Annotated in this window: 1 protein-coding gene; it reads right to left on the bottom strand. The window is 44.2% G+C overall.

Going from position 1 to position 823, the window contains the following annotated elements:
- Positions 1-32: 32 nt before the first annotated feature.
- Positions 33-791 (bottom strand): leucyl/phenylalanyl-tRNA--protein transferase, encoded by a 759-nt coding sequence (gene aat, locus ACS8FD_RS18885; RefSeq protein WP_439276984.1) that lies wholly within the window; start codon positions 789-791, stop codon positions 33-35.
- Positions 792-823 lie beyond the last annotated feature (32 nt).

Here is an 823-nt window from a genome sequence, read left to right as displayed (position 1 = left end):
AAAAAGGTTTGCTATTACAATAGCATTTGTTCTCACTTGAGTTGCCAAGGCTCTATTGTATCAATTAGCGATACGGATAAGGATTTGTGAGAATCTTTTCGCCATGTGGTTGAACCACTGCCAATCAGCGTATCTAGCTGTGCTAAAAAGTGAGGACGTGGTAAAATCGTTGCACCCAAGCTTATTAAATGATCATTTGGCAATTGACAGTCTACAAGGGTAACATTGCTTTGTTCGCATAAACGCATCAAGCCCCAGAATGCAATTTTTGAGGCATTAGAGGCACGGTGAAACATCGACTCACCAAAATAAATACTGCCTATTTTTAACCCATAAAGTCCACCAATGAGCGCACCTTTCTCATCCCAAACTTCAATACTATGGGCAAATCCATGAGCATGAAGCGCTGTGTAAGCCTCGATCATTTCTTCATGTATCCAAGTATGCTCACTTTCAGGCAAACCATTACTGCGCGGTAAACTACAGGCATGAATCACATCATCAAACGCTTGATTGAGCGTCAGCTGCCAACGAGTACGGTCTGCTTGCTTGCGTAGCGATTTGCTTGGCTTATAATCGGTCGGCGTTATTACACAACGCGGGTCAGGACACCACCAAGCGATAGGCTCATCTTCGTTAAACCAAGGGAATAATCCCTGCGCGTAGGCGGAAATCAGCGTTTGAGGTGCTAGATCGCCACCTATCGCCACGATACCGATACCATCTGGATCGATAGAAGTAGGGTCAGGAAAGTCATAACGCCCAAGATTTTTTAAAGTCTCAGGCGTGATATGACTATCATTTTGTTGAGAAACGTTGCCCA

Source organism: Psychrobacter sp. 1U2, assembly GCF_051847575.1.
This window is presented reverse-complemented; position numbering and strand designations above follow the sequence as displayed.